This is a genomic window from Phenylobacterium sp. (assembly GCF_030698145.1).
Classification (GTDB): Bacteria; Pseudomonadota; Alphaproteobacteria; order Caulobacterales; family Caulobacteraceae; genus Phenylobacterium.
This window is the reverse complement of sequence record NZ_JAUYNW010000070.1, coordinates 44,143-69,731: the sequence shown is the minus strand read 5'-3', so window position 1 is coordinate 69,731 and position 25,589 is coordinate 44,143. Positions and strand designations below refer to the sequence as shown.

Below are 25,589 nucleotides of genomic sequence, written 5' to 3'. Positions count from 1 at the left end.
GACCGCGCGCCGCCTGCATAGCGGGGGCGCAGCGGGATGATCAGCAAAGAATGAGAGATTTCAAGGGTATGAAGCGCCAGCGCGGCCGCAATCGCGGCGGCGGCGGTGGCGGTGGCGGTAAGCCACAGCAGCAGAACGCCAACCGGGCCTTCGATTCGAACGGCCCCGAAGGCGCCAAGGTGCGCGGCAACGCCCAGCATGTTTTCGAGAAGTACCAGCAGCTCGCGCGTGACGCCTCGTCGGGCGGCGACCGGGTGCTGGCGGAAAACTACCTGCAGCACGCCGAGCACTATTTCCGGGTGGTGCGGGCCATGCAGCCCACCCGTCCGGCCAGCGATATCCTGGGCCGCGACAGCATCACGTCGGGCTTCGACATCGATTTCGAGGATGAGAGCGGCGCCCAGGCCGCCGCCGCCGCGGACGCCGCGGCCGCCGAGGCCGAAGGCGACAATGCCGACAACGACGGCGAAGGCCAGCAACCGCGCCCCGAACGGTGGCGCGACGAACGTCCCCGCGAAGAGCAGCGGCCCCGTGACGACCGCCAGCGTGACGATCGGCCCCGCGCCGACCGTTTCGAGGGCCAAGGTCAGGGCCAAGGCCAGAACCGTGGCCGCGACCGCTGGCGTGATCGCGACGACCGCCCCCGGAGCGATGGCCAGCAGCCGCAGCGCGACGACCGTCCGGCCCGCGCCGACGAGCGTCCCCGTGACGAACGCCCGCGTGACGAGCGTCCCCGGGATGATCGCCCGCGCGACGAACGTCCCCGCGAAGACCGCGCCGCTCAAGACGACCGTCCGCCGCGCCGCGAGCGTTTCGACCGGGACCGTGATCGCGCCGATCGCCCGGACCGCGATCCCCTGGCGGTGGTCGAGCCCAAGGCCTCGCCCCTGGTGGCGCGCGACGAGCAGGCCTCTCCAGTCCTGCGCGACGACGATGGCGGCGAGAGCCACGCCCCGGCCTTCCTGAAGGCCCCGAAGGCGCCTCGCGCCGCAGCCAAACCGGCGGATGACGCCGGCGAGGAAAAGCCCAAGGCCAAGCGTCGCCGCGCTCCGCGCAGCTTCGAGGGCGGAGAAGGTCCGGCTTCCAGCGAGACCGAAGACGCCTAAGCCATCGGCCACGGCCGACGAATTGAGGACGCCCGCCCTGATCGGCGGGCGTCCTTTTTCCTAGAAGGTGTAGCCGACCCCGAGCCGGATGTTCCGCCCCGGAAGGGGCGCCAGGTCCTTGAGGAACGAGGTGTGTTCGCGCGCCTCGGTGTCGTTGATGTTGCGGGCGTCCACGAAGACCTTGAGGCCCTTGTCGGCGAACGGTCGCATCACCAGCGAGGCGTTCAGCATCCGGTAGCTGTCGGTGGGGAGTTCGAAGGCCGCCACCTCATCCTGCTCGCCCACCTGGCGCAGTTCCAGCGTGCCGGTCCACCAGGCGCCCTCGAACACCGCGCGCGCGGTCGCCGACCAGGGCGGGATGCGCACGGCCGGCCCGCGGTCGGTGTCGCCGCGCACATAGTCGGCGGACCCCTCCAGCCGAAGGCTGCGCTCACCGTCCTGCCACAAACGATAGCCGACCTCGGCCTCGGTCCCGTAGAACTCGGCGTCGGTCTGCAGGAACTGGAAGATCGGGAAGCCGGAGTCGGGGTCGACCACGCCGGTGGGAACCAGGTCGATGAAACCGTCGTACTTCACCGCGAAGGCGTGCAGATCCACATCCCAGGGGCCTCCGTCATAATGGACAGTGGCGTCGAAGGAGAACGAGACCTCCTTGTCCAGGCTGGCGTCGCCAATCTCGAAGGCGCGGGTGGCCGGGTGAGCGCCTTCCGAGAACAGCTCCTCCTCGGTGGGCGCGCGGCTGGTGCGCGACACGCTGGCGCCGACGAACCACCCCTCGGCCGGACGGGCGAACAACCCCACGGAACCCGAGACATTGGTGAAGTCGCGCTCGCCGGCCAGGCTGTCCAGCTTGCGCTTGTCGACCCGCAGACCGCCCTCGATCCCCCAGACGTCGCGATCCAACCGTTGCAGGGTGAAGATCCCCTGCTCTGTGATCTTGGTCTTTGGGATCAGCGCTTCTTCGCCGATGGCGTCGAAGTTGCGCAGCAGGGCCTGGACGCCCACGGCGCCCTGCCAGCCACCGCGGTCGGGCTGGACGAGTTCGGCCCGGCCCTCCCAGCCGTCGGACAAGAAGGTGGTCCCCACCTCCTCACCCTCGAACTCCGTGTGGGTGTAGTCGGCCCAGCCGGCGGCCAGCTTGACCTTCTCGAACGGGCCCAGGTCCAGGGCGAACTCCGCCTTGGCGTCGACCCGGGTCTGCTCCAGGCCGATGGTCACCTCCTCCTCGGAGGGCACGCCGTAGGTGGTGTCGGTGTGCTTGATGGAGAGCCCGCCGAAGCCCACGGCGCCGACATAGGAGACCCCGCCCCCGAAGGCCGTGAGCTCCACGGCGCTGTTGATCACCTCAGTCTCCGAGCGGCCGGGCTCTGGCAGGCCTTCGGCCGCCGCCAGGCGGCGCGACATCTGGCCGACCGGAACGGTGTAGTCGCCGCTTTCCTTGCGCAGGCCGTCGAGGCTGAACACCCAGTTTCCGACCCCGGCCTTGAAAGCCGCGGCGGCCAGCCGGCCTTCGTCGACGCTGGACACCGAGCCCAGGACCCGGCCGTGGACGCCGGTCTCGACCTTGCTGGGGATCCGGTCGTCGATGATGTTGACGATGCCGCCGATGGCCGAGCCGCCATAGGCCAGGGCCGAGGGCCCGCGCAGCACCTCGATCCGCTCGGCCTCCTGCGGATCGGTGGCCACCTGATGGTCGGGCGACAGCGAGGAGGCGTCGATCATGCCGACGCCGTTGGTCAGGACCAGCACCCGCGGCCCTGCCAGACCGCGGATCACCGGGCGGCTCGCGCCGGGTCCGAAGAAGGTGGAGCGAACCCCGGGCAGGCCTGAGAGCACGTCGCCCAGCCCCCCGGGGGCGGCGGTGTCCAGGTCCTCGCGCTTGATGACGTCGACGCTGGTGGTGGTGGAGTCCATCGAGACCACATAGGGCGCGGCGGTGACCACCACCTCGGAGACGCTCTTGAACCCCGTGGGGGGCGCCGCGTCCTCCGCCAAGGCGGGGCCGGCGATCAGGGCGATGACCCCAGCGGCGGCGAACAGGGCGGTCTTGGTCATGCGGCGGTCCTGCAACCCAGGGGCGGGCGATCGGCCGCCCTGTTACGTAATAACACTTCTGTTATGAGATAACATAACCGACCGTCAAGCCGCGATGGTTGCGAACGCGCGAAAGGGTGTTTAGCTGATGGACATGGGATCAGAGTGCCACCACGCCGACGGCGCGCATCCGGGTCTTAGGGGCCACGCGCTCAGCCACGCCCTGGGCGCGGCTGAGAACCGTTGCACCGCGACCCAGGAACGGCTCACCGCCCCGCGACGCCGGGTGCTGGAGTTGCTGCTCGAATCCAACGCGCCGCAGAAGGCCTATGACCTGATCGCCGCCTTCGGCGCCCAGGGCGAGCCCGCCAAGCCGCCGACGGTCTATCGCGCGCTGGAGTTCCTGGAGCGCCTGGGCTTCGCCCACCGCATCGAGAGCCTGAACGCCTATGTCCCCTGCCGTATCGACGGCCAGAGCCATCGCGCGGCCTTCCTGATCTGCGACTGTTGCGGGGCGGCGGAGGAGTTCGAACCCGACTTCACCGCCCAGCTCGCAGCCGCCCGCAAGGCCGGCTACGAGGTCGCCAGCATCACTCTGGAAGCCAGGGGCCGCTGCGCCGCCTGCCGGAACTAGGCGCGCACCCCCGTTTCCAGCAAGCGCGACAGGACCGACAGCAACCGCTCGGTCTGGGCGTCGGTCCCCACGGTGATCCTCAAGTGGTCGGCGATGCGCGGGGCCGCGAAGTGGCGCACGAGCACGGCGCGCTCGCGCAAGGCCGCCGCCAACGCCGCGCCGCCATGCGCCGGATGCCGGGCGAATAGGAAGTTGGCTCTGGACGGCAGGACCTCGAAGCCAAGCTCGACCAACCCCCGGTTCAGCCGCGCGCGGCTCGCGACAATCTCGGCCAAGCCTTGCTGGAAGAACGCCTCGTCCTCCAGCGACGCGATCGCGCCAGCCTGGGCGGGCCGGCCGAGCGGGTAGGAGTTGAAGCTGTCCTTCACCCGACCCAGCGCCTCGATGAGGGCCGCATCGCCGATCGCGTATCCGACCCGCAGGCCCGCGAGCGCCCGGGACTTCGACATGGTGCGGACCACCAGCAGGTTGGGATGGGCGACGATCAGCGGGATGGCGGTCTCGGCGCCGAAGTCGACATAGGCCTCGTCGATCACCACCGGCAGGTCCGGGTGGTCATCCAGCAGACCTGCTATCTCCGCTCGCGAAAGCGCGACGCCCGTGGGCGCATTGGGATTGGCCAGGATGATCGCGCCAGCCGGCCGCCTATAGTCGGCGACCCGGACCCGTAGGGCCTCATCGAGCGCGACGGTCGCATGCTCGATGCCGAACAGCCGGCAATAGGCCGGATAGAAGCTGTAGGTGACATCCGGGAACAGCAGCGGCGCATCGTGTTTGAGCAGCGCGGCGAAGGCGTGGGCCAGCACCTCGTCCGAGCCGTTGCCGACGAACACCTGCTCGGGCGCCACCTCGTGATAGGCGGCCAGGGCGTGCCGGAGCGCCGTGGCCTCCGGGTCGGGATAGAGGCGCAGCGTCTCGGCCGCCTCGGCGCGAATCGCGTCCAGCACCCGCGGCGAGGGACCGATGGGGCTCTCGTTGGTGTTGAGCTTGACCAGGTCCGGCATGCGGGGCTGCTCGCCCGGCGCATAGGGCCTCAGGTCGTGAACCAGACGGCTCCACAAACGGCTCATCGGTCCTGTCCCGGTCTGGCGGTGGCGAGCATCACGACCTAGCGCCTCAGCCGGGCCATGGCGAGGGCGTCGACATAGTCGCCGTCCCGCCAGGCGTAGCCGCGCAGCACCCCTTCCCGCTCGAACCCGAACCGCTCGTAGAGCGCAATGGCGCGGGCGTTGTCAGTCCAGGTGGTGAGTTCGATCCGCCTGAGGTTCAACCACCTGTCGGCTTGGTCGACGGCGGCTGACATCAAGGCGGTCCCGACCCCTTGGCCGGCATAGGCGTCGTGGACGGCCATGCCGAACGTGCCGACATGGGCGCGCCGTCCCTCCAGCCGGTTCATGCCCAGGGTCCCCACGACCTTGCCCTCGACCACGCCTACGAAGTTGGTGTGGCCGGCCGGCAGGGCCGCCATCCGTTTTCGCCGTTCGTCGACGCTGGTGAAAGGCGTCTGGAGCGTTCCCCACACCGCCCTCGGCTGGTTCAGTAGTTCGGCGACATCTGTGGCGTCCTCGGGCTCGCGGGCGCGCACCAATATGTCCTGACTCATCTCGTCTCTCCTTGAAGCCGGGGAGACGGGGCCAAGGAAAAAGCCCCGTCCGTCGCCGGCGGGGCTGGTGTTCGAAGGCGACGCTGACCCTCAGCGCACGACGTCTCCCACCGGCCCGGCCTGGGCGGTGCAAAGCGTTACGTGCATGAAGATCGCGGCGCGCATGGGCTAAGCTTAGTTCGGATAGGGGAATCAGAAAAGCCGGTGATCGAAGTCACCCCCAACATCAGCCTGTCGGACGACGAAGTCGTGGAGCGGTTCATCCGTTCGGCCGGTCCCGGCGGCCAGAACGTCAACAAGGTCTCCACCGCCGTGGAGCTGCGCTTCGACGTGCGCGGTTCGCCGTCCTTGCCCAACGACGTCGCGATCCGGTTGATGAAGCTGGGTGGCCGCAAGATCACCCAGGACGGGGTGCTGGTCCTGGTGGCCATGACCCATCGCACCCAGGAGCGTAACCGCGCCGACGCCCTGGCCCGGCTGCTGGAGCTGATCCGCAAGGCCGCCGAGCCTCCACCGCCGCCTCGCAAGAAGACCAAGCCGACCAAGGCCTCCAAGATCCGCCGGGTCGAGGCGAAGGTCCGGCGCGGCGGCATCAAGTCGAACCGCGGCCGGGTGACCGGCGAGGATTGAACGGCTCGGACGCCTAGAGCGTGACAGCCTGAAGTGGATACCGGTTCAGGCGCCCGTCACGCTCTAAGTTTTTGAAGTCAGACCCTTTTCATCCGATCAGATGATTCCATCTGAAACGGAAGGGGTCTAAGGCCTTGGCGCGCGACCCTTGCCTTGCCTATGGTGCGCCCGCCATGTTCCGACCCCTTACCTCCGCCCTCGCCGCCCTGCTTCTGGTCGCCGCCTGCGCGCCCACCCTGGGTCCCCCGCCGCCTCCGCCGCGTCCACGTGAGGTGCCGCCATCCTCCGCCGTGTTCCGGCCCGGGGACTTCTCGTGGTCGGCCGTGCCGGGCAAGGGTCGCGTCGAGGGCCGCCTGACCTATCGCGCCGGTCCCGCCCGCTACAGCTGCGCCGGCGCCGGTGTGGTGCTGACGCCGGAGACCCTCTGGAGCCGGCGGCGGATGACCATCCTCTACCTGTCGCCCGAGCGCGCGGCCCTGCCGGCGGCCGATGTCCGGGCGCGCACGCCCTCGGCCCCCAGCGGCGACTATTCCGCCTTCGTGAAGCGCACGGTGTGCGACGCCAACAGCCAGTTCTCGTTCTCGGGCCTGCCGAACGGAGCCTGGTTCGTCATCACGGTCGCCAAGCCGATCGCGCCGGCCAGAGGACCCGACATCGCCATCATGCGCCGTGTCGAGATCCGCGGCGGCAAGCCGGTGGGCGTCGAACTCTAGGGCTGGCGGGACCCCCTGGCGGGCTTGTGCGTTAACCCCTCGAGGGACGCGCAAATCCGCATGGAGGCGAAGATGCGCAAATTGATCGCCACCAGCCTGGCGGCCGTGATGTTCGCCGGCGCCCTGGCCACGGGCGCAGAGGCCGCCGACCGCCGCCGCCATCGCAACAATGACGACGGTGCGGCCATAGCCGCCGGCGTCGCAGGCTTGGCTATCGGCGCGGCCCTGGCGTCCAGTAGCCGTGATCGTGGCTACCGCGACGGGTACTACTATCGCGATGGCTACTATGACCGGGGTTACTACCCTCGCGGCTACTATGACCGGCGCTACTACGGACCGCCGGCCTACGGCTACTACGCCCCGCGACACCGCCGTTCGAACTGCCGCACCTACACCCAATGGGACCCCTACTACGGGGGCTATGTCCGGGTTAGGCGCTGCTGGTAGCCGACAGCCAAACGCCCCGGGATGACCCGGGGCGTTCGCCTTAGTGCACCTTCGCCTTGCCGATCAGGAGGCCATCGCCTGAGGCCCCGACCTGGATGACGGAGCCATCCTCCAGATCGCCGGCCAGCAGTTTGCGGGCGATGGGGTCGACCAGGTCCTTCTGGATCACCCGCTTCAGCGGCCGGGCGCCATAGACCGGGTCGTAGCCCTTCTCGGCCAGCCAATGGGTCGCCGCGCCATCCAGGGCGATGGACATCCGCCGGTCGGCCAGCAGCTTCTCCAGCCGCTGGAGCTGGATTTTGACGATGTCGTCCATCGCCGCGCGGCCCAGCCGCTTGAACAGGATGATCTCGTCGATCCGGTTCAGGAACTCCGGCCGGAAATGGCGGCGGACCACGTCCATCACCATCGGCCGGACCTCGTCGACATCCGCGCCCTCGCCCTGATTTGCCAGGAACTCGGAGCCGAGGTTCGAGGTCATGATCAGGATGGTGTTGCGGAAGTCGACCGTACGGCCCTGGCCGTCGGTCAGGCGCCCATCGTCCAGGACCTGCAGCAGGATGTTGAAGACGTCCGGGTGGGCCTTCTCCACCTCGTCGAACAGCACCACCTGATAGGGTCGGCGGCGCACGGCCTCGGTCAGCGCCCCGCCCTCGTCGTAGCCGACATAGCCGGGCGGCGCGCCGATCATCCGGCTGACCGAGTGCTTCTCCATGTACTCGCTCATGTCCATGCGGGTGATAGCCGCCTCGTCGTCGAACATGAACTCGGCCAGCGCCTTGGTGAGCTCGGTCTTGCCCACGCCCGTCGGGCCCAGGAACAGGAACGAGCCGATGGGCCGATGCGGGTCCTGTAGGCCGGCCCGCGCGCGCCGCACGGCGTCGGAGACGGCGACCAGGGCCTCTTGCTGTCCCACCACCCGGCCGCGCAAAGCGTCCTCCATCTGCAGCAGCTTCTCGCGCTCGCCCTCCAGCATCTTCTCGACCGGAATGCCGGTCCAGCGGGAGACGACGGCGGCGATCTGCTCGGCGTCGACCACCTCGGGGCTGATCGGGTTCTCGGCGGCTGCGGCCTCCTCGGTTTCAAGCCGGCGTTCCAGGGCCGGGATCTCGCCATAGGCGATCTCCGAGGCGCGCTGCAGGTCGCCGCGGCGTTGAACCGTCACCAGTTCGGCGCGCAGCCGGTCCAGGGCTTCGCGGGCCTGGGCGGCCGACGAGACCTTTTCCTTTTCCGAACGCCAGCGCGCGGTCATCTCGGCCGACTGGCCTTCCAGGTCGTCGAGCTCCTCCTCCAGCTTTTCCAGCCGGGCCTTGGAGGCCGCGTCGGTCTCCCGCGCCAGGGCTTCGCGCTCGATCTTCAGCTGCACGATGCGCCGGTCGATCTCGTCCAGCTCCTCGGGCTTGGAGTCGACGGCCATGCGTACGCGACTGCCGGCCTCGTCGATCAGGTCGATGGCCTTGTCGGGTAGAAACCGGTCGGCGATGTAGCGGTGCGACAGCGTCGCGGCGGCCACGATGGCGGCGTCGGAGATGCGCACCCCGTGGTGAACCTCGTACTTCTCCTTCAGGCCGCGCAGGATCGAGACGGTGTCCTCGACCGTCGGCTCGGAGACGAACACCGGCTGGAAGCGGCGCGCGAGCGCGGCGTCCTTCTCCACGTGCTTGCGGTACTCGTCGAGGGTGGTGGCGCCGACGCAATGCAGTTCGCCCCGCGCCAGGGCGGGCTTGAGCAGGTTCGAGGCGTCCATGGCCCCGTCTGATTTCCCGGCCCCCACCAGAGTGTGCATTTCGTCGATGAACAGGATGATCGAGCCCTCGGCCGCGGTGACCTCGTTCAGCACCGCCTTCAGCCGCTCCTCGAACTCGCCACGGTATTTCGCGCCGGCGATCAGCGAACCCATGTCCAGGGAGTGAAGCTGCTTCTCCTTCAGGCTCTCGGGCACGTCGCCGTTGACGATGCGCAAGGCCAGGCCCTCGACGATGGCGGTCTTGCCGACCCCGGGCTCGCCGATCAGGACCGGGTTGTTCTTGGTGCGGCGGCTCAGCACCTGGATGGTGCGGCGAATCTCCTCGTCGCGGCCGATGACCGGGTCGAGCTTGCCGTCGCGGGCGGCCTGGGTCAGGTCGCGTGCATAGCGCTTGAGCGCGTCATAGCCTTCCTCGGCCGAGGCCGAGTCGGCGGTCTTGCCTTTGCGCATGGCGGTGGCGGCCTCTTCCAGGGCCGCGGCGTTGACGCCGGACTCGGTCAGGACCTTGGCGGCGTCGCCGCCTTCCTTGGCGATGGCGATCAACAGGCGTTCGGTGGTGACGAAGGCGTCGCCGGCGGCCTTCGCCCCGGCCTCGGCGTCGGCGAAGATGCGCGCGACCTCCGGCGTCATGTAGAGTTGGCCCGAGCCGCCCTCGACCTTGGGCCGCTTGGCCAGCAACACGTCGGCGGCCTTGTCGGCGGCCTCGGGCCGTCCGCCGGCGCTCTGGATCAGGGCCCCGCTGAGGCCATCCTTTTCTTCGAGCAGGACCTTGAGCAGATGCTCCGGTGCGAGCTGCTGATGGCGCCTCGCAAGCGCGAGGCTCTGCGCCGACTGGATCGCCTGCTTGGCGCGATCGGAATAGAGATCGATGTTCATGCTGTCCCCTGGATAGGCGGATTTGCAGGCATCGCCTTGATCAAGCGCAACGCCGGCATGACCCGATGTAGTGTGGCCATAACGCAACACAAGGGATCACGATCCCGCCTAGGTCGGCGGGTTGTGCTTCTCCAGGAAGGCGACGATCGCGTTCAGCATCTGCAGCCGGGTTTCGCCGCGTGAGAGCCAGTGATCCTCGCCGGGCAGGGTGACCAGATCCACGGGCTTGCCGGCCTTGGTGAGCGCCTCGGCCATGATCGCGGACTGTGAGAACGGCACCACCGTGTCGTCTCGACCGTGGATCAGCAGAATTGGCGCATTGATCTTGTCGACGTGGTTCGCCGGAGAGATCTGACCCAGCACGGCGTCCTTGGGGTCGCTGGTCCCCATGAACCGCGTCCAATAGCGTTGGGAGCTGGCGCCGTTCTGATCCCGGGTCCAGGCCACGAACCGCGTCAGGTCGGAGAGGCCAGCCACCGAAGCGGCGCAGCGATAGACTCCCGGATCGAGACTAGGGCCTGCCAGCGCCGCGTAGCCGCCGTAGCTCGCCCCTACGATGCAGACCCGCTTGGGATCGATCACCCCCTGGGCGGTGAGGTGGCGCACCCCATCGGAGAGGTCGGTCTGCATCTTGCGGCCCCATTGGCCGAAGCCGGCTTCCAGGAACTCGCGTCCCATACCGTCGGAGCCCCGGAAGTTGACCTGCAGTACGGCGTAGCCGCGCGAAGCCAGGGCCTGCGACCACCAATCGAACGCGGCGGTGTCGCGTGAGGCGGGCCCGCCATGCGGCAGGACCACCAGCGGCAACGCCTTGGCCAGCCGGCCATTCGGCGTCGTCAGATAACCGCTCAGGTCCAGGCCGTCCGCAGCCTTGAACCTTATCGGGCGGACCGTGGCGAGCTCTCCAGGCTCCACGCCTTCGTACTCCCCACCGATCCAGGTGGCCTTCCTGGCGTCCAGGTCGACCAGTGAATAGGCGGGACCCTCGGTGGGTGAGTCCACCAGCACCACGAGCTTGCGCCGGTTGTCGGACCACGACTGCAGGGTGACCGCGTCCTTCGGAAAGGCCGCACGCACCGCGTTCCAGGCGCGTTGGTCGCGGGGGTCGAAGAAAGTGTAGCCGAGCTCCTCGCCGGTGCGCCGAGAGTAGCCGATCAGGTGATGGCCGACCGGATCGCGGATCGGCGAGGCGTCAGACTCCAGCACCTCCTCGCCCCACTCGCCGGCCGCGCTCACCTCATGGACCTTGGTCTCCTCGCCGTCGTCCTCCACGACGAGCATCGACTTTCCATCGCGGCCCAACCCGCGCAGGCGGGTCGGGCTATAGGCGGCGCGGCCGGACTTGATCTCCCGCCAACCGGCGCCCTCCTTGACCCGGATGGACCAGCGTCCGGTGCGCCCGTCGTATTCGCTCTCGGCCATGGGCTCGCCATCCGGCCCGACCAGCCAGTCGCGGGTGTCGGGGAAGCCTGCGTGCACCAGCTTGGAGGTGCCGCGCTTCAGTTCGATCTTGAACAGCGCAACGCGCCCGCGTCCCATGCTGTCGAACTTGATGCCCTCGGCGAAGACCAGGGGCTCGCCCGCGACCGTCCGCAGGCTGGGTGTCCCTGCGAGGACGTTGAGCCCGCCGCCGATGTCCCGCAGCAGGTGATGCAGTTTCTTGGTCTCAACGTCGTAGGAGAACAGCAGCCGCCATTCGTCGCGGGGCGCGATCACGTTCATGATGCGCGCCGTGGTTGAGGTGGTGATCAGCAAGTGTCTCGAGTCGGCCCAGTCCAGGTCGCGGACCTTGGCCTCTCCCACCAGCACGCCGGACATTTCCCCCGTGCCGAGGTTCTTCATCAGGATGCGGCGCTGCTCGCCATTGGTCTGGATGACGGCCAGGTACGCGCCGTCGGGCGAAACGGTCGCCACCTCAATGTTGGGCAGTCTGCCATAGGCCTCAAGCGGCGCCGCCAGGCAGGGCCAGGCGAACAGCGCCGCACACGCCGCAAAGACCAGATTCCGGATGCTCATGCGCCCCACTCCCCAACCCACGCAGAGTGGCGCAGCGGTCGGCGGCGATCAACCTTGAGTCGCGGCCTATTGCCGGGCCATCTCCGCCTGGCCGACGGCCTCGCCGTCCAGATCCTGTTCGCCGTCCATGGTCACGGTCACCTTGCGGAGCTTGCTTGTGAAGCTGAAGGGGGCGGGATAGTCGCCCACCGCGCTGCCGCGATCACGGCCGATGTCCAGGCCCGACCAGGAGATCAGGGTGGCGAAGCCCAGATAGGTGTGGAGCTGGCCGGCCGGCTCGCCGTCGACGGTCAGGGTGAAGGTCCGCCCATCACCCTGCGCGCAGATCACGCCCAGGGTCCGCCAGCCGGGCGCCAGCGGCGCATCGGAGCTGACCGTGGCCCGCGTCCCGCCGATATTGATCGTGTGGTGCAGGCGTCCGTCGCGGACGAACAAACTGTAGCCGCAGGTGGCGTCGCCATGGGCGATCAGCACGCCTTCGCAGCCGGGCTCGATCCTGGCCTCGGCCACGATGCGGTAGTCGCGCGAGCGCACGTCCGGGGCGCAGTCGGTGGGCAGGTGCCCCATGCCCTTGTGGAAGACGAAGCGCTTGCGGGGGCCGGAATAGCGCGCGGCGTTCTCGGCGAAGCGGGCGGCGAAGCGGTCATCCAGGGGCAGCACCTGGCAGGCCTCGGCTTCCTTCCACCACAGGGCCTGAAGTTCGGCGAGCTTGGCGGGCTGCGCCCGCGCCAGGTCGTCGGTCTCGGAGAAGTCGGCGTCCAAGTGGAACAGCTCCCACCGGTCGTCATCGAACGACAGGCCCGGCGGGTGGTAGGCCACGGCCTTCCAGCCGTCCTTCCACAGGCCCCGATGGCCGAACATCTCGAAATACTGCGCTCGGCCTCGCGGCGGCGCGGTGGGATCGGCCAGGGAGGGCGCGAAGCTCACCCCCTCCATCGGCATCTGGACCACGCCGTTGATGGCGTCCGGCGGGGTCAGGCCCAGGACCTCGAGCAGAGTCGGTGTGAAGTCGCTGGCATGGGCGAACTGGCCGCGCAGCTCGCCGCGCGCCGCGATCCCCTTGGGCCAGGAGATCACCAGCGGGTCGCGGATGCCGCCGCCGTGGGTGTTCTGCTTGTAGCGCCGCAGCGGGGTGTTGGAGGCCATAGCCCAACCGTGCGGGAAGTTGGAATGGCTGTCGGGTCCGCCGATCAGGTCGATCCGCGCCAGCTTCTCGGCCACCGGCTCGGGTTTCATGTTGTAGGGGCCCATGGCGTTGACGAAGCCGAACGGGCCGCCCTCCTGGCTCGCCCCGTTGTCCGACAGCACCAGGATCAGGGTGTCGTCGCGCAGGTTCGCCTCGTCCAGGAACTCCACCAGACGCGCCAGGTGGCGGTCCGCATGGTCCAGCATGCCGGCGAAGGCGCTCTGCAGGCGGGTGAAGACGCGCTGTTCGTCCGGGCCGTGATCGGCCCAGGCCTTCACGCCGTCGTTGCGGGCCGGAAGGCGGGTGTCGGGCGGCACGATCCCCAGGGCCTTCTGGCGCTCCAGCCGGCGTTCACGCTCCACGTCCCAGCCGCCCTCGAAGACGACGTCGTAGCTCTCGATGATCTCCCTTGGCGCCTGGTGGGGCGCGTGGCAGGCCCCGAACGCCAGCCACAGCAGCCAGGGCTTGTCGGGCGCGTCGGCCACGTGATCGGCCACATAGCGGATCGACTGGTCCACCAGGTCGGTGGTGAGGTGATAGCCCTCGGGAAAGGTCGCCGGCGCCTCGATCGGCGTGTTGTCGCGCACCAGCTCGGGGGAATACTGGTCGGTCTCGGCGTCCATGAAGCCGTAGTAACGGTCGAAGCCCCGGCCCAGCGGCCAGCCGTCGAAAGGCCCCGCCGCGCCCGTCTCGGTCAGCGGCGTCGCGTGCCACTTGCCGACCATGTAGGTCCCATAGCCGTTGGCCCGCAGCATCTCCGGCAGGGTCCCGGCTTCCCTGGCGATCTTGCCGCGGTAGCCGGGGAAGCCTGAATCGAAGTTGGCCAGGCAGCCCATCCCCACGGAATGGTGGTTGCGCCCGGTCAGCAGGGCCGCCCGGGTGGTCGAGCACATGGCCGTGGTGTGGAAGCCGGTGTAGCGCAGGCCGGCGCCGGCGATGGCGTCGATGGTCGGGGTCTTGATCGGCGAGCCGTAGCAGCCGAAATCCGAGAACCCGACATCGTCGAACAGCACCACCAGGATGTTGGGCGCGCCCTTCGGCGGTGCGGGTCGCTGCGGCCAGTGCGGAGTCGAGTCCGCCAGCGTCCGTCCAATCTTCGCCGCCATCATGGCCTCCCCTACTTCTGGTTGGCGTAGAGTCTGACCACCTCGTGGAGGAAGTCGCGGCCTTCATAGAGCGAACGCACCCGCATCTTCTCGTTCAGGCCATGGGCCCCGTTGCCCTCCGGCTCCCCGAACAGACCCGACAGGCCATAGGTCGGGATGCCGACCGCGTTCAGGAACCGCCCGTCGGTGGCCCCGGTCGCCATCACCGGCACCAGCGGCACGCCGGGCCACATCTTCCCGGAAACCTGCTCGATCGGACCGGTCATGGACTTGCCGAGCGAAGGGGGCGGCGAGACGGGGCTGGGCACGCCCACCGTGGTCACCTTGATGGCGTCATCGGCCAGCACGGCGATCAGGGCCTGGCGCACGTCCTCCACGCCCTCGCCCGGCAGGATGCGGCAGTTCACATTGGCCCGCGCGCGCTGCGGCAGGGCATTGGGCGCGTGGCCGGCGTTGGCCATGGTGGCGACGCAGGTGGTGCGCATCATCGAGTTGCGGCCCGGATCGCGGGCGACCTTCGCCACCGCCTCGACGTCGGCGGGGTTCTTGGCCACCGTGGCCATGGCCGCGCCGAACTCGCCGCCCTCGATCACCGCCATGCGTTCGAAGTTGCCGCGCACCGCGTCGTTGAGCTTCACCGGGAAGTCGTGGACCCCTAGCCGCGCGAGGCCGCCGGCCAGGTGATAGATGGCGTTGTCGCGGACCGGGACCGAGGAGTGGCCGCCCTTGTTGGTCACTTCCAGGGTGTAGTCCTGATAGACCTTCTCGCCAGCCTGGACGCCCAGTGAGACGCGCTTGCCGTCCTTGTCCAACCGGCCGCCCGCGCCCTCGTTCAGCACGAAGGCGGCGTCCATCAGGTCCCTGTGATTGGCGATCAGGTACTGGACGCCGTTGAAGGTGTCCGGGGTCTCCTCGCCGCAGGTCAGCGCCATCTTGATGGTCCGGCGCGGCTTGAAGCCTTCGGTCTTGTAGCGGACCAGGCTGTCGGTCCAGATCGCCGCCTGGGCTTTGTCGTCGCTGGCGCCGCGGGCGTAGAAGAAGCCGTCCTCCTCCACGAGCTTGAACGGATCGCGCTCCCAGTCGGCCCGGTTGGCCTCGACCACGTCGATATGGGCCAGCAGCAGGATCGGCTTGGCCTTGGCGTCCGAGCCCTTCAGCACGGCGATCAGGGCGCCGTCCTTGGGACGCTCGGGCGGGGCGATGATCTTCAGGTCCTCGTCGGCGAAGCCCGCGGCCTTCAGGCGCGCCGCCATGGCCTGCGCCGCGGCCGTGCAACTCCCCGAGGAGAGCGTCGTGTTGATCTCGATCAGCTCCTTGTAGAGGTCGCGGAAGGCAAGCTGGTCAGGGCGGGGGGTTTGCGCCGCGGCCGGGCTGGCCAGCACCATCGCCGCCAGCGCGGCGGCGGAAAACAGACGGATCATGAAGCACTCCAAACGAGGTGGAGCGACCCTATGGGGCGGGCCCGCGCCGGGCAACGGCCATGGCGCAGCTTCTTCCCCCCCAAGATGCTCCCCTTTTGGGGGAGCTGTCACCGTAGGTGACTGAGGGGGGCTTTGACTCTTGCTTGTGGGCGTCAGCCCCCACCGTCACGTCGCCGAAAAGGCGACGCGCCACCTCCCCCTCTACGCGCTGCGCGCTGGGGGAGGATCTGAGAGCTAGTTCACTTCGGACTTCTTCGGCGGGGCGGGCGGTAGGGGCGCGATCTTCACCCCGTCCTCGGTGAGCGCCTTGATCTCGGCGGGCGTGGCCTCGCCATAGATGCCCCGGTCCTCGGCCTTGCCCTCGTGGATGGCGCGGGCCTCGACGGCGAAGGCGTCGCCCACGTCGTCGAAGTTCTCCTCCACATGCCGGCGCACCTGGCTCATGGCCTCCATGACCATGGCCCGCATGGGCGCCGGCAGGTCCGGTGTCTCGCGCTTCGTGCCGGCCACGGCGGGGGCCATGATCTGCTTGGCCACGGCCTTGGAGTCGCAGACCGGGCAGGTCACCAGGCCGCGCGCCAACTGGTCGTCGAAGGCGTCCGACGAGGCGAACCAGCCCTCGAACTCATGGGCGGCGTCGCAGGCGAGCGCGTAGCGGATCATGAAAGAGATATGGGGGCTTCGAACGCCATTGCATTGGCCAGCGCCGGGATCGCCGTGCGCGCCTTGGCCACGGCTGAGAGGTCCAGGTCGACGACCAGCACGCCGGGCTCGTCGTGATCCAGCTTGCCCAGCACTTCCCCCCATGGACCGATTGCGATGCTCCGCCCATAGGTGCCGCGGCCGTCCTCGTGGAACCCGCCCTGGGCCGGGGCCAAGACGAAGCTCCCGGTCTCGATGGCCCGGGCGCGCAGCAGGATCTCCCAGTGCGCCTCGCCGGTGGGCCGCGTAAAGGCCGCAGGCGTCACGATCACCTCGGCCCCGGCGAGCGCCAGCGCCCGGTAGAGGGCCGGGAAGCGGACGTCGTAGCAGATGGTCAGGCCGAGCTTCATCTCGGCGGCCTGGACCGCCACCGCCCGGTCGCCGGGTTCGTAGGTCGCGCTCTCCCGCGCCGTCTCGCCGGTGGGCAAATCGACATCAAACATATGTATTTTGTCGTAGGTCGCTGTGATTTCACCGTGCGGTGAAATAAGCACCGATCGGTTGACGGGCTTGCCATCGTCGCGCTTGACGAGGGCCGAACCGATCAAGACACCTATCGAAAGTTCGTATGCGAGGGCCTGCAGCCCGACCACCACGGGATCGTCCTCCAGCAGGGTCAGCTGCGGCAGCAGGGCCGCCTTGTCGCGCTGGAGGATGTTGGTCCCCTCGGGGGTGACGACGAAGGTCGCGCCCTGGGCGGCGGCCTCGCGCACCAGCGGCGCGACATGGGCCAATGCGGCCGCATGGCCGGCGGGGGTTCGGGTCTGGATCAGTCCGACGCGGAGGCTCATGGGCAGAGCGTTAGGTCAGGCCGCCCTCAAGCTCAAGCGGCGAGAAGCGCGTCCAGCTTGCCGTCGTACTCCAGGGCCATCATGTCGTCGCAGCCGCCGATATGGCGCTCGTCGATGAAGATCTGGGGAAAGGTCGCCCGCCCGCCGGCGCGCTGCACCATCTCCTGGCGCTTGGCGGGATCGAAGGCGGCCTCGATCTCGGTGAACGGGGCTCCCTTCTTCTCCAGCAGCGAGACCGCGCGGATGCAATAGGGGCAGTAGGGCTTCGTATAGATGGTGATCTGGGCCATGGCTCATATGAACGCAGAAGAATCCTAAGGGTCTCATATGGAGCGGTTCGCGGTTTCTTTCACCCTCGCGATGACCGCCACATCGACGCAGGCGGCTCCGGCGGCCAGCAAAGCGCGGCAACAGCCTTCCAAAGTGGCGCCGGTGGTCATGACGTCATCGATCAGCAGGACCCGCTTGCCGGCCACCTGGGCCAGGCGGGCCTCCGGCACCGCAAAGGCGGCTGCAACATTGCGTCGCCGGCCGGAACCGGACTTGCCGCCCTGGGTGCCCGTTGAGCGCACCCGCACCAGGGCGTCGGGCAGATAGGCCACGCCCGAGAGACGGCTCAGCGGCCGGGCGATCTCGGCGGCCTGGTTGTAGCGCCGGCCCAGCAGGCGGCTGGGGTGCAGCGGCACCGGGACGATAGCGTCGGCGTCGCCCAACAGATCGCGGGCCGCCCGCGACAGCCAGCGGGCGAACAGCGGCGCCAGGTCCGTGCGATCGGCGTGCTTGAGCTGCAGGATCGGCCCGCGCGAGGCGTCGTCATAGAGGCAGGCCGCCCGCGCCCGTGAGAAGGCCCGCGGCTTGGCCAAGCAGTCGGCGCAGCGTACCCCCTCGCCCAGGTCGTATTCGAAGGGTGTCCCGCAGCCGTCGCACAACGGCCCGTCGATGAAGCTGATCCGGCTCCAGGCCTCGGCGGAAAAGCCCGGCGACTGCGGCAGGGGTCCGGCGTCGAGGGATTGCGGTGGGAAAATGAGATCGAGCGCGGTACGAACCGCGGCCTTCACGCGGACGCCGGGTTTCCAACGGCCGCGCGCATCCTCATCTTGCAAAGACAATGTCCGCCCCGCCCCGCCTCTTTGACCGCGCCCTGCTGCGCACCCGCCTGGATCGCGCCGCGCGCGCCTATCCGGGGGCCGACTTCCTGAAGCGCCGGGCCGCCGAGGACGCCGTGGTCCGCCTCGAGGCGATCATGCGCGAGTTCCCGCTCGCCGTCGACCTCGGGTCGAGGACGGGCGCCTTCCGCGAGGCCCTGGCCCAGAGCGACGCCCAGGCGCGGGTGGGCTTCCTCATCGAGGCCGACCTGTCGCCCCGGATGCTGGCCGGCCGCGCGGGTCCGCGCCTAGTGGCCGACGAGGAGCGCCTGCCCTTCGCCTTCGCCAGCCTCGACCTGGTGGTCTCGACCCTGGCGTTGCACTGGACCAACGACGTGGTCGGCGCCCTGATCCAGGTCCGCCGGGCGCTGAAGCCGGACGGCCTGTTCATCGGCTCGATGCTGGGCGGCGCGACGCTCACCGAACTGCGCCGCTGTCTGCTGGACGCCGAGGCCGAGCTGACCGGCGGGGCCGGCCCCCGCGTCTCGCCCTTCGCTGACGCCTATGACGCCGCGGGCCTGCTGCAGCGGGCCGGCTTCGCCCTTCCCGTGGCCGACGTGGACACGGTCACCGTCCGCTACGCCCATCCCCTCAAGCTGCTGGCCGACCTGCGGGCCATGGGCGAGACCAGCGTCCTGGCCGAACGCCATCCCAAGCCGCTGACCCGCGCGGTCCTGGCCCGGGCCTGCGAGCTCTATGTCGCGCGCTTCGCCGAGCCCGATGGCCGCGTGCCGGCCACCTTCGAGATCCTCACCCTGACCGGCTGGGCGCCCGATCCCAGCCAGCAGCAGCCGCTGAAGCCCGGCTCGGCCAAGATGCGCCTGGCCGACGCCCTGGGGGTGGTGGAAACGCCGCTGCCGCGAGGCGAGGACTGAATTCCTCGCGCGAGCCGCGCGGGTTGATCGGGACGCCTAGTTCAGCCGCGCCGAGCCCAGGATCGTCTCCACCTCGGCCAGGTTGGCCGCGAAATAATGTTCGGCCGGGGCCAGGTAGAGGATCACATAGACCTTGCCGCCGGCCTCGCTGACCAGGCCCGTGCCCTTGATCTCCAGGCCCTCCTGGGTCTGGGCGGTAAGGTCGTAGCGCACCGCCGAGGCCTGGCCGAACTTGGCGGGCCGCGGCTTGACCAGCACCACCCGCTGATAGTCCAGCGCCGCGACGCTGTCGGAGACGAACTCCAGGCGCTCGCTGGCCGACATGTCCTTGCGCACGGTGGGGGTCGGCTGCTCCTTGCGGACCGGCTTGACCAGGAACTCCCCGGGGACCAGGCCGTCGGTCAGGTAGAGGCGGTTGAGCAGCGGGCCGTCGATGGACAGCAGCCGCACCTTCTTGGGCCGGCCGACCATGATGACGCTGATGTCGGACCACTCGCGGCCCAGGGCCACCTCGTAGGCGGCGCCCACCTTCAGCGGCCCGACCGGGGCCAGGGTGACGCTCACGCAGGCGGTGAGCGCCAACGCCGCAAGGACCGGAAGAAACACCCGGAAGACATTGCGCATGTTCAATTTTCCCGTTCCAGGTTCGTGAGGCTGTCCTGCACCATCCAGGCGTCCTCGGCCTGGGGCGCTTTGGTCAGATAGGATTGATAGGCGGCCTTGGCGCCGGCCTTGTCGCCATCGCGGCGGCGGATGTCGCCCAGCTCGCGCCAGACGGCGGCGGGGACGTCGGGATGGACGGCGGCGACCAGGTAGGCGTCGCGCGCCTTGGCCAGGTCGCCGTCGCCGCGGCGAAGCCGATAGGCCTCGCCCCGATAGAAGTTCAGCACGCCGGCGTCCTCGCCGCCCTCGATCAACCGGTCGATCAGCACCAGGCTCTCGCCGAAGTCGCGGCGGCGCAGGTCGTCGCGCAGCCATGCGGCCAGGTGCGGACGGATCGCCGCGCGGTGCCGCGCCCGCCCACGCTCGCCGCCGGCCTTCAGGACCTTGGCCTGGGTCTCCAGGGCGAGGATGCGCTCGGCCTCCAGGGGATGGCTGGCGAAGACGCTGGACCGCGCCAGGCTCTGGCGGACACGCTTGAAGTCCGAGCCCTGGGTCTCAGCGACCAGTCCGCGCCAGCTCCCCGCCGCGGCCTCAGACTCGTATCCGGCCGCCGCGGCCTTCTCCAGGCCCAGGCGATCGGCCTCGGCCTCCTGCTGGCGGGAGAACCGGAAATAGGCGGCCACCTGGCCGAGATAGAGCAGGTCGATCAGGTTGCCCGTGGCGTCCATGATCGATTGCGCCTCGTTGGCGGTCGAGGCGCCAGCGGCGGACGCCACGCCCACCACGGCGACGGCGACGCTTACCGCCAGGCCGATATTGGCCCGGTTCTTCGCCGCCTGATGCGCCACCAGGCTGTGACTCTGGGTGAAATGGCTGGTCTCATGGCCCAGGACGAAGCCCAGCTCGGCCTCGTCGGCGGTCCGCAGCAGCAGACCCGACCAGACCTCCGCATAGCCGTTAGGCGCCATCGATGCGTTGAAGAACGGGCGATCCATCACATAGAGCCGCAGGTCGGCGCAGTGGCTGGCGGCGACCTTGCACATCACCCCGCGGACATAGGCGTTGAGCGCGGGATCGGCGTTGAGCTCGGCCTTGGTGCGGGCCTCCTGCTCGGCCTTGTCGGAAACCGCCCAAATGCCGCCCTCCACCGTCGACGCGTCGGGACGCGCACCGGCGAGCCGCTGGGCCTGGGCGGGGCAGGCGGCGGCCAGCGCCGCCGTCAGGGCGAGAAGGGAAGCTGCGCGGCGGAACATGACCTAGAGCGGGGCGTCCTTCAGCACCGCGGCCACCAGGGCCGCGGCGCCCTCCGGCTTGCGCATGTCGGCGTTGGGGCCGGCGACCGCGACATTGAACCAGACCACCTGTCCGGTCTTCAGGTCGACCAGGGAGGCGAAGCACTGCTGGCTGCCCATCGGCACGGCGGCGCCCAGCATGGCCATGCCCACGGCCACGGCGACCCGTCCGCCGCTGGCGTAGGAGCCGCGGCCGAACACGAACAGGGCGTAGTCGGCCTGATAGGCCGTTCCCAGCGCCTGGGCGCCCTCGCCCAAGGTCCAGTCGAAGCTGGCCTTCTTGGTGGGCAGCGCCACATAGCCGTAGTTGAACATCATGATCGACTGACCGACCGCCTGATGCAGGCGCAGCAACTGGCCGGTGCGGCCCGCCATGGCGTCGTTCGGGTCAAGCAGGCGATAGTTGTGCGCGCGGGCCTTCATCTGGGCTTCGATGTGGCCGGCGATATTGGCGCGGCCCTGTTCGGTCCAGTCGGCCTTCGGTTCCTGCATCCCGGCGGCCGTCAACACCGACAGTTCGATGTCGGGATCGATCAGGATGATGCGGGCCCCCGCCGCGGGCTTGACCGGATTGACCGCCAGCCGGGTGTTGGTCGTGGTGCACGCCGACAACAGCGCGCAGGCGACGATCGTCGCAATCAGCTTCTTCATGAGACCCCCGCGCGGCGCGTGAGCGCGCGCCGCGGAGCTAGACTATTCGCAGCCCGCTAAACTTGTCGATGTGAAACTGCGCGTCCTTCCCGCGAAGATTGCAGCGCCGCGACGGAAGGCTGCGTAAGTCCTGGGCGTTTCGCCGCACTGTCACGCAAGCCAACCACATTCGGGTCGCATTTTGACCCCGGGTGGGCTTTATCCACCCCCGACCCAGATCCACCGCACCACAGGAGCTCGATTGATGCGGACTTCCATCCTGGCCGCCGGCCTCTTCACCGCCCTCGCCTGCACTTCCATCGCCCAGGCCCAGACGCCGGCTCCGGCCGCCGCCCCGACGGCCCCCGCCGTCGGTGGCTTCACCGACGACGAGCTGAAGGCCTTCGGCGGAGCCATGACCGAGGTCTCCAAGCTCAGCGCCGAGTACAGCCCCAAGATGGTCGGCGCCGACGGCCCCACCAAGATCTCCGTCCAGAAGGAAATGATCGCCAAGATGGGCGCCGCGGTCTCGGCCAGCGGCCTGACCCCGCAGAAGTACAACGAGATCTCGGCCGCGGTCAGCAAGGACCCGGCCCTGCGCCAGCACCTGACCGAAGTGCTGAACGGCCCGCCGGCGGCCTAAGCCAGACTCCAGACTGAACGAGGCGGGCGGTCGCCTGCCCGCCTCGCCAGAGACGGCGACGTCCTGGGCCAGGTTGGCACGGTGATCCGCCCTGGCGCAGCTAGGTCAGATCGGCCGGCGGGCGGCGTCCAGGCCGATGACCAGGTCGGCCCGCCCCGGCATCTCTTCCAGGATCCAGCGGGTCAGCCGCTCATAGTGGGCGATGAAGTCGGTGACCTGCGCATCGCTCATCGTCCGGCTGGTGTCGGCGCCCTCGCGGGCAAGGCGGGCGCGCAGCTTGCGCTCCTGCTCGCGGCGCCATTCCAGCACCACCTCGAAGCCCGGCGCGCGTAGCAGGACCTGCAGGTCGATACGGCTGAAGAGGTCGCGGTACGGACCCGCCAGGGCCGCGTTGGCGAAGCCGCGCCAAGTCCCATCCGGGTCGCGCGTCCGCTCCAGATCGTTGAGCGGCTCGGCCAGGGCCTCTGCTCCCTGCGGCCTAGCGCCCACACACCAGCCCTCAAACAGGATCACCTCGGCCGGGCCTTCGAACCGCGGCCAGTCAGCCCGGGGGCGGCGATCGTCGCGGGCCTTGTCGAAGGCCGGCAAGGCGATCTCGCCGGGCCGCTTCAGGGCTTCGATCAGGGCCAGGCCCAGCGCCACATCGTGGGTGCCGGGAACGCCGCGCGTGGCCAGCAGCGGGTGGACGTCTCGGGCCAGGGCCTGACGCTCATCGTGGGTCAGGTAGAGATCGTCCAGCGAGAACAGGGCGACCTTCAGGCCCCGGTCCTCCAGCAGCCGCCGCGTCACCGCCGTCAGGGTCGACTTGCCGCTGGCCTGGGCCCCGCAGACCCCGACCACCAGGCCCGGCGTGGCGGCGGCGCGGGCGGCGACCTGACCGGCCAGGGGCGCGCAGATGGCCCGGGCGACGTTGGAGAAGTCCGGCGGCAAGGACTCCGCGGCGACGAAGCGCTCCAACCAGTCGCTCATGACGCGGCTTGCTCGACGATGCGCGCGGCCAGGGCCTTGAGCTGGCGCTTGCGCGGCGAGGCCGTGCGCCAGGCGAGCGCGATGGTGCGGCTGGGCGCGGGGTCGGCGAAACGCGACAGGGCGATGCGCGGATCGGCCAGGTCGTCGGCCGCCATGGCCGGCAGCAGGGTCACGCCCTGGCCGTGGGCCACGAGCTGCACGAGGGTGGTGAGCGAGGTGGCGCCGAAAGTTGAGAGGTCGCTGATCTCGCAGGCGCCCAGGGCCTGGTCGCGCAGGCAGTGGCCCTCCTCCAGCAGCAGCAGGCGGTCGGGCGGCAGGTCGCGCGGCGAGGTCGCGGCGACCGGATCGTCGGCGGGGCTGGCCAGCAGGAAGGCGTCCTCGAACAGGGCGGTGGCCTCGATCCCCTCGCCGGCCAGCGGCAGGGCGGCGATCACCGCGTCCAGATCCCCGCCGGCCAGCTCGGCCATCAGGACCGCCGTCTGGGTCTCGCGCACCTTGAGGTCCAGGCCGGGGATGGCGGCCTGCAACAGCGGCAGCAGGCGCGGCAGCAGGTAGGGGGCGACCGAGGGGATGATCCCGAGGGCCAGGCGCTGGGCCCGGTCGCCGCGCCGCTCGCGGGCGAAGTCCTCCAGATCCTTGACCCCGGCGTTGAGCGCCCGGGCCCGCTCGGCCAGCTCGACGCCCTCGTCGGTCAGGACGGCCCCGCCCCGGCCTCGCTCGACCAGCGGCAGGTCGAGCTCGGCCTCCAGCTCCTTGATCTGCATGGAGAGCGCCGGCTGGGTGACGTTGCAGGCGGCGGCGGCGCGCCCGAAGTGGCCGTGTTCGGCCAGGGCGGCGAGGTAGCGGAGCTGTCGAAGGGTCGGCATGGCGATAAGCTAACCTGATCTCCAAGGTTTGTGAACTGATTGGACCTGATGGGAGGTGAGGCACACCCTGGCCTCCACCTCAGGAGGAATTGCCATGACCGAGCGACTGACCACCACCGCGGGGGCTCCGGTTCCCGACAACCAGAACTCACTCAGCGCCGGGCCGCGCGGGCCGCTCCTGATGCAGGACTATCAGCTCATCGAGAAGCTGGCCCACCAGAACCGCGAGCGCATTCCCGAGCGTGTGGTCCACGCCAAGGGCTCGGCCGCCTACGGGAGGTTCCGGGTCACCCAGGACATCAGCCGCTATTCCAAGGCCAGGCTGTTCGGCGAGGTCGGCAAGGAGACGGAGGTGCTGCTGCGGTTCTCCACCGTGGCCGGCGAGCGCGGCGCGGCTGACGCCGAACGCGACGTGCGCGGCTTCGCGCTGAAGTTCTACACGCAGGAGGGCAACTGGGACCTGGTGGGCAACAACACCCCGGTCTTCTTCATCCGCGACCCCATGAAGTTCCCCGACTTCATCCGCACCCAGAAGCGCCACCCGGTGAGCAACCTGCGCTCACCGACCGCCATGTGGGACTTCTGGAGCCTCTCGCCGGAGAGCCTGCACCAGGTCACCATCTTGTTTTCCGACCGCGGCCAGCCGGACGGTTATCGGTTCATGCATGGCTTCGGCAGCCACACCTATTCGTTCCTCAACGCCCAGGGGGAACGCCACTGGGTGAAGTTCCACTTCAAGAACCTGGCCGGGATCAGGAACCTCACCAACGACCAGGCCTCCGCGACCATCGCCGCCGACCGCGAGAGCGCTCAGCGCGACCTGTTCGAGGCCATCGAGGGCGGCGACTATCCGCGCTGGAGGGTCTGCGTGCAGATCATGACGGAGGCGCAGGCCGAGCTGACGTCCTACGACCCGTTCGACCTGACCAAGGTCTGGCCGCACGCCGACTTCCCGCTGATCGAGGTCGGCGTGCTCGAGCTCAACCGCAATCCGGACAACTATTTCGCCGAGGTGGAGCAGGCTTCGTTCAGCCCGTCCAACATCGTCCCGGGTATCGGCTTCTCTCCGGACAAGGTGCTGCAGGGCCGGCTGTTCGCCTATGCCGACGCCCACCGCTACCGGGTGGGGACCCACTATGAGGCCCTGCCGGTGAACCGTCCGAAGTCGCCGGTCGCCCACTACCACATGGACGGCGCCATGCGCTTCGACGCCCCGCCGCGCACCGACGCCTATTACGAGCCCAACTCGTTCGGCGGACCGAAAGAGGACCCGAGCGTGACCGAGCCGGCCCTGCGGATCACGGGCGACGCCGACCGGTTCAACCACCGCACCGGCAATGACGACTACACCCAGCCCGGGAACCTGTTCCGCCTGATGAGCCCGGCGCAGCAGGAGCTGCTGATGGACAACATCGCCGCCGCCATGGCCCCGGTCCCCGAGGCGATCCAGCGCCGCCAGGTCGAGCACTTCCGCCGCGCCGATACCGCCTATGGCGCCGGCGTCGCCCAGCGGCTGGGCCTGACGGAAGGCGCCATCGCCGCGGAATAGGCCGA

The 25,589-nt window shown here is 69.3% G+C and carries 24 protein-coding genes; 8 read left to right on the top strand and 16 right to left on the bottom strand.

The annotated features are described in order from the left end of the window. Positions 1–50: 50 nt before the first annotated feature. A complete protein-coding gene (locus tag Q8Q77_RS10550) occupies positions 51–1,106 on the top strand; it encodes a DUF4167 domain-containing protein (protein WP_305583531.1) in 1,056 nt (351 codons plus the stop codon). A gap of 60 nt (positions 1,107–1,166) precedes the next feature. Here the strand turns inward: Q8Q77_RS10550 and Q8Q77_RS10545 are convergent, their stop codons facing one another. Further along, positions 1,167–3,161, bottom strand: a complete 1,995-nt coding sequence (locus Q8Q77_RS10545) for a TonB-dependent receptor (RefSeq protein ID WP_305583530.1) — start codon at positions 3,159–3,161, stop codon at positions 1,167–1,169. A 133-nt stretch (positions 3,162–3,294) separates the two neighbouring features. On the opposite strand from Q8Q77_RS10545, the gene Q8Q77_RS10540 reads away from it, so the two are divergent. Then, complete coding sequence (locus Q8Q77_RS10540; protein ID WP_305583567.1) at positions 3,295–3,774, top strand: Fur family transcriptional regulator; 480 nt, start codon at positions 3,295–3,297, stop codon at positions 3,772–3,774. Here the strand turns inward: Q8Q77_RS10540 and hisC are convergent. After that, the gene (gene hisC, locus Q8Q77_RS10535) at positions 3,771–4,844 is read right to left on the bottom strand and encodes a histidinol-phosphate transaminase (protein WP_305583529.1); all 1,074 of its coding nucleotides are present in this window, start codon (positions 4,842–4,844) and stop codon (positions 3,771–3,773) included. The two genes, Q8Q77_RS10540 and hisC, sit on opposite strands and share 4 nt — an antisense overlap. Before the next feature lie 38 nt (positions 4,845–4,882). Beyond that, the gene (locus Q8Q77_RS10530) at positions 4,883–5,377 is read right to left on the bottom strand and encodes a GNAT family N-acetyltransferase (protein WP_305583528.1); all 495 of its coding nucleotides are present in this window, start codon (positions 5,375–5,377) and stop codon (positions 4,883–4,885) included. 204 nt (positions 5,378–5,581) lie between these two features. Between Q8Q77_RS10530 and arfB the strand changes: the two genes are divergently transcribed. The 3 genes from arfB (at position 5,582) to Q8Q77_RS10515 (ending at position 7,167) form a co-directional block, all read left to right on the top strand. Beyond that, positions 5,582–6,007, top strand: coding sequence for an alternative ribosome rescue aminoacyl-tRNA hydrolase ArfB (gene arfB, locus Q8Q77_RS10525; protein WP_305583527.1), 426 nt, complete (start codon positions 5,582–5,584; stop codon positions 6,005–6,007). Between the two features lie 173 nt (positions 6,008–6,180). After that, complete coding sequence (locus Q8Q77_RS10520; protein ID WP_305583526.1) at positions 6,181–6,720, top strand: hypothetical protein; 540 nt, start codon at positions 6,181–6,183, stop codon at positions 6,718–6,720. A gap of 72 nt (positions 6,721–6,792) precedes the next feature. Then, the gene (locus Q8Q77_RS10515; protein WP_305583525.1) at positions 6,793–7,167 is read left to right on the top strand and encodes a hypothetical protein; all 375 of its coding nucleotides are present in this window, start codon (positions 6,793–6,795) and stop codon (positions 7,165–7,167) included. Positions 7,168–7,207: 40 nt separating this feature from the next. On the opposite strand, the gene clpB is transcribed toward Q8Q77_RS10515, so the two are convergent. From clpB to Q8Q77_RS10475, 8 genes are all read right to left on the bottom strand, one after another. Further along, positions 7,208–9,790, bottom strand: a complete 2,583-nt coding sequence (gene clpB / locus Q8Q77_RS10510; protein ID WP_305583524.1) for an ATP-dependent chaperone ClpB — start codon at positions 9,788–9,790, stop codon at positions 7,208–7,210. A 108-nt stretch (positions 9,791–9,898) separates the two neighbouring features. After that, entirely contained in the window at positions 9,899–11,806 is a 1,908-nt protein-coding gene (locus tag Q8Q77_RS10505) for a S9 family peptidase (protein WP_305583523.1), read from the bottom strand. A 66-nt stretch (positions 11,807–11,872) separates the two neighbouring features. Beyond that, the gene (locus tag Q8Q77_RS10500; protein WP_305583522.1) at positions 11,873–14,098 is read right to left on the bottom strand and encodes an arylsulfatase; all 2,226 of its coding nucleotides are present in this window, start codon (positions 14,096–14,098) and stop codon (positions 11,873–11,875) included. Between the two features lie 11 nt (positions 14,099–14,109). Then, positions 14,110–15,519, bottom strand: coding sequence for a M20/M25/M40 family metallo-hydrolase (locus Q8Q77_RS10495; RefSeq protein ID WP_305583521.1), 1,410 nt, complete (start codon positions 15,517–15,519; stop codon positions 14,110–14,112). Between the two features lie 234 nt (positions 15,520–15,753). After that, on the bottom strand, positions 15,754–16,182 hold the full coding sequence (locus Q8Q77_RS10490; RefSeq protein ID WP_305583520.1) for a DUF1178 family protein: 429 nt from the start codon (positions 16,180–16,182) through the stop codon (positions 15,754–15,756). Continuing rightward, positions 16,179–17,012, bottom strand: a complete 834-nt coding sequence (locus Q8Q77_RS10485; protein ID WP_305583519.1) for a carbon-nitrogen hydrolase family protein — start codon at positions 17,010–17,012, stop codon at positions 16,179–16,181. The genes Q8Q77_RS10490 and Q8Q77_RS10485 overlap by 4 nt, the downstream gene beginning before the upstream one ends. Positions 17,013–17,044: 32 nt before the next feature. Next, positions 17,045–17,302 (bottom strand): glutaredoxin 3, encoded by a 258-nt coding sequence (gene grxC, locus Q8Q77_RS10480; RefSeq protein WP_305583518.1) that lies wholly within the window; start codon positions 17,300–17,302, stop codon positions 17,045–17,047. A 33-nt stretch (positions 17,303–17,335) separates the two neighbouring features. Then, positions 17,336–18,121 carry a ComF family protein gene (locus tag Q8Q77_RS10475; RefSeq protein WP_371130442.1) on the bottom strand — a complete coding sequence of 262 codons (786 nt, stop codon included), beginning with the start codon at positions 18,119–18,121 and terminating at the stop codon, positions 17,336–17,338. Here Q8Q77_RS10475 and Q8Q77_RS10470 point away from each other — a divergent pair. Next, positions 18,121–19,032: a methyltransferase domain-containing protein gene (locus tag Q8Q77_RS10470; protein ID WP_305583517.1), complete on the top strand. Its 912-nt coding sequence runs from the start codon at positions 18,121–18,123 to the stop codon at positions 19,030–19,032. The genes Q8Q77_RS10475 and Q8Q77_RS10470 overlap by 1 nt on opposite strands. 36 nt (positions 19,033–19,068) lie before the next feature. Here Q8Q77_RS10470 and Q8Q77_RS10465 read toward each other — a convergent pair whose 3' ends face one another. From Q8Q77_RS10465 to Q8Q77_RS10455, 3 genes are read right to left on the bottom strand one after another with little or no spacing between them, the layout of a single operon-like run. Then, on the bottom strand, positions 19,069–19,656 hold the full coding sequence (locus Q8Q77_RS10465) for a hypothetical protein (protein ID WP_305583516.1): 588 nt from the start codon (positions 19,654–19,656) through the stop codon (positions 19,069–19,071). 2 nt (positions 19,657–19,658) lie between these two features. After that, the gene (locus Q8Q77_RS10460; protein WP_305583515.1) at positions 19,659–20,888 is read right to left on the bottom strand and encodes a M48 family metallopeptidase; all 1,230 of its coding nucleotides are present in this window, start codon (positions 20,886–20,888) and stop codon (positions 19,659–19,661) included. Between the two features lie 3 nt (positions 20,889–20,891). Further along, positions 20,892–21,578 carry a hypothetical protein gene (locus Q8Q77_RS10455; protein WP_305583514.1) on the bottom strand — a complete coding sequence of 229 codons (687 nt, stop codon included), beginning with the start codon at positions 21,576–21,578 and terminating at the stop codon, positions 20,892–20,894. A gap of 244 nt (positions 21,579–21,822) precedes the next feature. Here Q8Q77_RS10455 and Q8Q77_RS10450 point away from each other — a divergent pair, with 244 nt between their 5' ends. Continuing rightward, positions 21,823–22,200, top strand: coding sequence for a DUF4168 domain-containing protein (locus tag Q8Q77_RS10450; RefSeq protein WP_305583513.1), 378 nt, complete (start codon positions 21,823–21,825; stop codon positions 22,198–22,200). Between the two features lie 105 nt (positions 22,201–22,305). On the opposite strand, the gene Q8Q77_RS10445 is transcribed toward Q8Q77_RS10450, so the two are convergent. Next, entirely contained in the window at positions 22,306–23,169 is an 864-nt protein-coding gene (locus tag Q8Q77_RS10445; protein WP_305583512.1) for a kinase, read from the bottom strand. Continuing rightward, complete coding sequence (locus Q8Q77_RS10440) at positions 23,166–24,035, bottom strand: hydrogen peroxide-inducible genes activator (RefSeq protein WP_305583511.1); 870 nt, start codon at positions 24,033–24,035, stop codon at positions 23,166–23,168. Before Q8Q77_RS10440 ends, Q8Q77_RS10445 begins: the two co-directional genes overlap by 4 nt. A 94-nt stretch (positions 24,036–24,129) precedes the next feature. Between Q8Q77_RS10440 and Q8Q77_RS10435 the strand changes: the two genes are divergently transcribed. Beyond that, a complete protein-coding gene (locus tag Q8Q77_RS10435) occupies positions 24,130–25,584 on the top strand; it encodes a catalase (RefSeq protein WP_305583510.1) in 1,455 nt (484 codons plus the stop codon). Positions 25,585–25,589: the final 5 nt, after the last annotated feature.

Excerpts from the sequence above, each read along its gene's own strand:
- Q8Q77_RS10550 (WP_305583531.1), top strand. The coding sequence starts at position 51 with ATGAGAGATTTCAAGGGTATGAAGCGCCAGCGCGGCCGCAATCGCGGC.
- Q8Q77_RS10545 (WP_305583530.1), bottom strand. The coding sequence starts at position 3,161 with ATGACCAAGACCGCCCTGTTCGCCGCCGCTGGGGTCATCGCCCTGATC.
- Q8Q77_RS10540 (WP_305583567.1), top strand. The coding sequence starts at position 3,295 with ATGGGATCAGAGTGCCACCACGCCGACGGCGCGCATCCGGGTCTTAGG.
- hisC (WP_305583529.1), bottom strand. The coding sequence starts at position 4,844 with ATGAGCCGTTTGTGGAGCCGTCTGGTTCACGACCTGAGGCCCTATGCG.
- Q8Q77_RS10530 (WP_305583528.1), bottom strand. The coding sequence starts at position 5,377 with ATGAGTCAGGACATATTGGTGCGCGCCCGCGAGCCCGAGGACGCCACA.
- Q8Q77_RS10520 (WP_305583526.1), top strand. The coding sequence starts at position 6,181 with ATGTTCCGACCCCTTACCTCCGCCCTCGCCGCCCTGCTTCTGGTCGCC.
- Q8Q77_RS10515 (WP_305583525.1), top strand. The coding sequence starts at position 6,793 with ATGCGCAAATTGATCGCCACCAGCCTGGCGGCCGTGATGTTCGCCGGC.
- clpB (WP_305583524.1), bottom strand. The coding sequence starts at position 9,790 with ATGAACATCGATCTCTATTCCGATCGCGCCAAGCAGGCGATCCAGTCG.
- Q8Q77_RS10505 (WP_305583523.1), bottom strand. The coding sequence starts at position 11,806 with ATGAGCATCCGGAATCTGGTCTTTGCGGCGTGTGCGGCGCTGTTCGCC.
- Q8Q77_RS10500 (WP_305583522.1), bottom strand. The coding sequence starts at position 14,098 with ATGGCGGCGAAGATTGGACGGACGCTGGCGGACTCGACTCCGCACTGG.
- Q8Q77_RS10495 (WP_305583521.1), bottom strand. The coding sequence starts at position 15,519 with ATGATCCGTCTGTTTTCCGCCGCCGCGCTGGCGGCGATGGTGCTGGCC.
- Q8Q77_RS10490 (WP_305583520.1), bottom strand. The coding sequence starts at position 16,182 with ATGATCCGCTACGCGCTCGCCTGCGACGCCGCCCATGAGTTCGAGGGC.
- Q8Q77_RS10485 (WP_305583519.1), bottom strand. The coding sequence starts at position 17,012 with ATGAGCCTCCGCGTCGGACTGATCCAGACCCGAACCCCCGCCGGCCAT.
- grxC (WP_305583518.1), bottom strand. The coding sequence starts at position 17,302 with ATGGCCCAGATCACCATCTATACGAAGCCCTACTGCCCCTATTGCATC.
- Q8Q77_RS10470 (WP_305583517.1), top strand. The coding sequence starts at position 18,121 with ATGTCCGCCCCGCCCCGCCTCTTTGACCGCGCCCTGCTGCGCACCCGC.
- Q8Q77_RS10465 (WP_305583516.1), bottom strand. The coding sequence starts at position 19,656 with ATGCGCAATGTCTTCCGGGTGTTTCTTCCGGTCCTTGCGGCGTTGGCG.
- Q8Q77_RS10460 (WP_305583515.1), bottom strand. The coding sequence starts at position 20,888 with ATGTTCCGCCGCGCAGCTTCCCTTCTCGCCCTGACGGCGGCGCTGGCC.
- Q8Q77_RS10455 (WP_305583514.1), bottom strand. The coding sequence starts at position 21,578 with ATGAAGAAGCTGATTGCGACGATCGTCGCCTGCGCGCTGTTGTCGGCG.
- Q8Q77_RS10450 (WP_305583513.1), top strand. The coding sequence starts at position 21,823 with ATGCGGACTTCCATCCTGGCCGCCGGCCTCTTCACCGCCCTCGCCTGC.
- Q8Q77_RS10445 (WP_305583512.1), bottom strand. The coding sequence starts at position 23,169 with ATGAGCGACTGGTTGGAGCGCTTCGTCGCCGCGGAGTCCTTGCCGCCG.
- Q8Q77_RS10440 (WP_305583511.1), bottom strand. The coding sequence starts at position 24,035 with ATGCCGACCCTTCGACAGCTCCGCTACCTCGCCGCCCTGGCCGAACAC.
- Q8Q77_RS10435 (WP_305583510.1), top strand. The coding sequence starts at position 24,130 with ATGACCGAGCGACTGACCACCACCGCGGGGGCTCCGGTTCCCGACAAC.